General features: G+C 65.0%; 4 protein-coding genes and 1 pseudogene. 3 read left to right on the top strand and 2 right to left on the bottom strand.

All coding sequences use genetic code 11. From position 1 onward, the window contains the following. A partial coding sequence (locus tag EOA29_RS27285; RefSeq protein ID WP_145969820.1) for an ABC transporter ATP-binding protein occupies positions 1-457 on the bottom strand: 457 nt, incomplete at its 3' end. Between the two features lie 118 nt (positions 458-575). On the opposite strand from EOA29_RS27285, the gene EOA29_RS27280 reads away from it, so the two are divergent. Continuing rightward, positions 576-1,388 carry a LuxR C-terminal-related transcriptional regulator gene (locus EOA29_RS27280; protein ID WP_126091821.1) on the top strand — a complete coding sequence of 271 codons (813 nt, stop codon included), beginning with the start codon at positions 576-578 and terminating at the stop codon, positions 1,386-1,388. On the opposite strand, the gene EOA29_RS27275 is transcribed toward EOA29_RS27280, so the two are convergent. Beyond that, positions 1,366-2,019 carry a GntR family transcriptional regulator gene (locus EOA29_RS27275; RefSeq protein WP_126095745.1) on the bottom strand — a complete coding sequence of 218 codons (654 nt, stop codon included), beginning with the start codon at positions 2,017-2,019 and terminating at the stop codon, positions 1,366-1,368. The two genes, EOA29_RS27280 and EOA29_RS27275, sit on opposite strands and share 23 nt — an antisense overlap. A gap of 335 nt (positions 2,020-2,354) precedes the next feature. On the opposite strand from EOA29_RS27275, the gene EOA29_RS27270 reads away from it, so the two are divergent. Then, positions 2,355-3,482, top strand: a complete 1,128-nt coding sequence (locus EOA29_RS27270) for a BMP family ABC transporter substrate-binding protein (RefSeq protein ID WP_126091820.1) — start codon at positions 2,355-2,357, stop codon at positions 3,480-3,482. Positions 3,483-3,509: 27 nt separating this feature from the next. Beyond that, positions 3,510-4,239: pseudogene (locus EOA29_RS27265) on the top strand (ABC transporter permease); the annotation flags it as partial.

Genomic DNA, 4,239 nt, shown 5'->3' with positions numbered 1-4,239 from the left:
GTGCGCGGGCCAGCGCGACGCGCTGTTGCTGCCCGCCGGAGAGTTCGTGGATCTTGCGGCGCCCGTAGCCGGCGAGCTGCACCATGGCCAGCGCCTCGCCGGCCCTTGAGGCGATCTCGCGTGACGACATCCGCGGCCTCGCCTGACGCAGGCCGTACGAGATGTTTTCCTCGACATCGAGATGCGGAAACAGCGCGTATTGCTGGAACACCATGTTGACCGGGCGCCGGTAGGGCGGCGTTCCGGCCATGTCGCGGCCGCGGATCAGCACCTGGCCTTCGCTCGGCTGCTCGAAGCCGCCGATCATGCGCAGGCAGGTCGTCTTGCCGCAGCCGGAGGGCCCGAGCAGCGCAACGAAAGCGGAAGGCGGGATGGCAAGGTCGATGCCGCTCACCGCGGTGACCGCGCCATAGCGCTTGGTGACCGCGCGAAACTCGATATCGGGCACTGCAGTCAAGCCACGGGCTCCAGCGACAGCGTGAGGCAATGTCGTGACGCTAGCAGAGCCAATGGCGACTAGTATATACCTCGCAGGTGGTATATTTAGCTGATTTAATCGTTCAGAGGGGTATGAATTGGCCGTCTCCCGCAGTGACGACTACAACGCGCTTGCCGCCGTGATCGCCGCGACGCGCGAGAGCGGCGGCGATCATTTCGGCAAGGCGATCGTCGGCTGGCTGCGCGGGCATGTGCGCTTCGATCACTGCGTGATCTTCGGCTATCGGGGAGCTGCGCGGCCGCCGCTCCTGTTCGAGACCTTCTCGCCGGCCGAAAGCCACATCTTCGTCGCGCTCTATCAGGAGGGGCCCTATCTGCTCGACCCGTTCCACCATGCCGCGGTCGAGCGCAAGGAGGGTTTCTGGCGCATGCGCGAGCTGGCGCCGGACCGCTTCTATGCCAGCGAATACTACCGTTCCTATTACAGCCAGACCCGGCTCGCCGAGGAGGTCGGCTTTTTCGTGCCGCTGGCCGGCAAGGATGCGCTGGTGTTGTCGCTGATGCGGCTGCGCGCCTCGGGGCCGTTCGGAACAGCCGACGCCAGGCTGCTGCGCGACATGGCGCCGGCGGTGATCGGTTTCTGCCGGCAACGCTGGCCGGCCCTGCCCGCCGACGAGGCTGGGCTCCCGCCGCCGGGCGAAACTGTCGCCATGGCCAACGAGCTCGATCGCGCGCATATCTGGAAGAGCCTGTCGCTGACGTCGCGCGAAAAACAGGTCGTCGACCTGGTGCTTCAGGGCCATTCCACGGAATCGATCGCCAGGGCGCTCAGGATCGTGCCGGGGACCGTGAAGGTCCACCGCCGCAACATCTATCGCAAGCTCAAAATCAAGTCGCAGGCGGGGCTCTTCGCGCGCTTCGTCGAGATCATCGACGCCCGGATCGGCTGACCTTCGGTTCCATCGGGTCGACGGCCGCGAACACAGCGCTCGCCTCGCTGACGATCGACACATGATCGCGGGCGGCCTTGCCGGCAGCCGCCGCATCGCCGCGCATGATCGCGGTGACGATCACATCATGCTCCTGCCAGGACTTGGCCAGTCGGCCTGGCAGCATGAACTGCGCGCGCCGGAACGGCGCCAGGCGGCTGCGGGTCGCCACGGTCAAATCGTGGATATGCGTATTGTGCGCGCCGCGATAGAGCCTGCTGTGGAACTCGGTGTTGAAAAACTCGTAGTCCTCCTCGGCGCCGAGCTGCACGAGCCGCGCCGAGGCCTGATGCTCCATCTCCAGCGAACGGCGCTCGGCGCCGGTCATGCGCTCGGCCGAGAAGCGCGCGCAGATCGCTTCCAGTTCGGCCATGCTCTCGAACATCGAGGCGAGATGTTCCTGCGTAATCACGGCGACGATGGCGCCCCGGTTGGGCCGCCTTTCGACCAGGCCCATGGCGCTCAAATGGCCGAGCGCCTCCCGCACGGGCGTGCGCGAGACGTCGAAACGGGCGGCGAGCGAGCCCTCGTCGAGCCTTTCGCCAGGGCGCAGATAGCCGGTGACGATGCGGTCCGCGATCGCCCTCACCATCTGATCCACGGTCGTGCCCGACCTGACCAAGCGCCTTCCCGACACGTCTCCTCCGTCCAGTTTTTTGGATCCGGACCCGCGACCTGGACGGCTCACGGGCTGATTTCGACTCAGGCTGCGCGTCTGTATGCCTAGATTTTGACCCTTATGTCAAACTGATCATTTTTCAGGCATAAAGTGCATGCACTTGCCTTGCCTTTATGCAGGCCTTCTAAAGTGATCTGTTGATTTTATTACGGAAAACCTCGCGGCGGAACTGGCATAGCGATTGCATGCACTTTCTTGATAGGAGATCAACCGACCCGTGCCGGGTCCAAGAAAGGGGAGCATTCGATATGACCGAGAGATTCATGCTTAGCCGCCGCGATCTGCTCAAGACCTCCGCCGCCGGAGCGGCGCTGGGCCTTGCCTCGGCAGCCTTTCCGATCCGCGCGGCGCGCGCCGCCGCCGCTACCGTCGGCTTCATCTATGTCGGCCCGAAGGACGACTATGGCTACAACCAGGCGCATGCCGAAGGGGCTGCGTCGCTGAAGGGCATCGAAGGCATTTCCATCGTCGAGGAGGAAAATGTTCCCGAAACGGTCGACGTCCAGAAGACGATGGAATCGATGATCAATCTCGACGGCGCCTCGCTGATCTTTCCGACCTCGTTCGGCTACTTCGATCCGCATATGCTGGCCATGTGCGCGAAGTTCCCTGACGTGCAGTTTCGCCATTGCGGCGGCATGTGGAACAAGGACAAGCACCCGATGAACGCCGGTTCCTATTTCGGCTATATCGGCATGGGCCAGTACCTCAACGGCGTCGTCGCCGGCCACGCCACCAAGTCGAAGAAGCTCGGTTTCGTCGCCGCCAAGCCGATCCCGCAGGTTCTGCTCAACATCAATTCCTTCCTGCTGGGCGCGCGCTCGGTCGATCCGGCGATCACCTGCCAGGTGATCTTCACCGGCGAATGGTCGCTGGCGGTCAAGGAAGCCGAGGCCACCAACGCGCTGGTCGACCAAGGTGCCGACGTCGTCACCTGCCATGTCGACAGCCCGAAGGTGGTGGTCGAGACGGCCGCCGGCCGCGGCGCCTTCGTCTGTGGCTACCACGCCAACCAGAGCCCGCTGGCGCCGGAAAAATACCTGACCGGCGCGGAGTGGAACTGGGCCAAGGTCTACAAGATGTTCGTCGACGACCTCATCGCCGGCAAGCCGCTGCCCAACTTCACGCGCGGCGGCCTGGCCGACGGCTTCGTCAAGATGAGCCCGCTCGGTCCCGCCGTCGGCGAAGCGGCGCGCAAGCAGTTCGACGCCACGCTGGCCGAAATGATGAAAGGCGGCTTCTCCGTCATCAAGGGCCCATTGAAGAGCAACAAGGGCGCCGTCGTCGCTACCGAAGGCCAAGCCTTCGTCGAGACCGCCATCGAGCTCGAAAGCATGGACTATCTCGTCGACGGCGTCGTCGGCTCGACGGCCTAAGGGGCGCGGGCCTTGGGAAACGGAGACATGACGGACACCGTGAGCGGCCCGGACGTGCGGACCATCCTCGATGCGAGGGGATATCGGGCGGCGCTCGAATGGATCGCCAGGCGGGCTGAGGCCTTCGTCATTCCACTCGCGGCGCTGGTCGCCGGCATGGTGCTGTTCAGCCTGTTCATCCTGGCTGTCGGCAAGTCGCCGGCCCAGCTCTACGAGACGATGTGGCGCGGCGGCTTCGGTTCCTGGTTCTCGATCCAGAACTCGCTGTCGCGCGGAGCGCCGCTCTTGCTTGCGGCGCTCTGCGTGGCTCTACCGGCGCGCCTCGGCCTGGTCGTCATCGGCGGCGAGGGCGCGATCGTGCTCGGCGGCGTCGCCGCAGCCGCTATCGGCGTGGCGCTGAACGGCGCGCCGTCTTTTCTCGTCATCCTCCTCATGGGCGTGGGGGGCGCGGCCGCCGGCGGCATCTGGATAGGTGTCGTCGGCGCGCTGCGCCATTACCGGGCCGTCAACGAGACCATCTCCAGCCTGCTGATGGCCTACATCGCGATTGCCCTGATGAACCATCTGGTGGAAGGGCCGCTGCGCGATCCGGCCTCGCTCAACAAACCCTCGACCCAGCCGCTGGCCGACCTCTACCGCGTCGGCAACATCCCGGGCATGGAGGTGCATTGGGGCCTCGTCGTCGGCATCCTTGCCTGCGCGCTCTCCTGGCTGCTGATCGAGAAGACCCGCTGGGGCTTCTCGATCAGCAGCCAGG

It is taken from the genome of Mesorhizobium sp. M1E.F.Ca.ET.063.01.1.1, assembly GCF_003998155.1.
Lineage (GTDB): Bacteria > Pseudomonadota > Alphaproteobacteria > Rhizobiales > Rhizobiaceae > Mesorhizobium.
This window is presented reverse-complemented; position numbering and strand designations above follow the sequence as displayed.

Coding starts and splice junctions, on each gene's coding strand:
- EOA29_RS27275 (WP_126095745.1), bottom strand. CDS start 2,019: ATGGTGAGGGCGATCGCGGACCGCATCGTCACCGGCTATCTGCGCCCT.
- EOA29_RS27270 (WP_126091820.1), top strand. CDS start 2,355: ATGACCGAGAGATTCATGCTTAGCCGCCGCGATCTGCTCAAGACCTCC.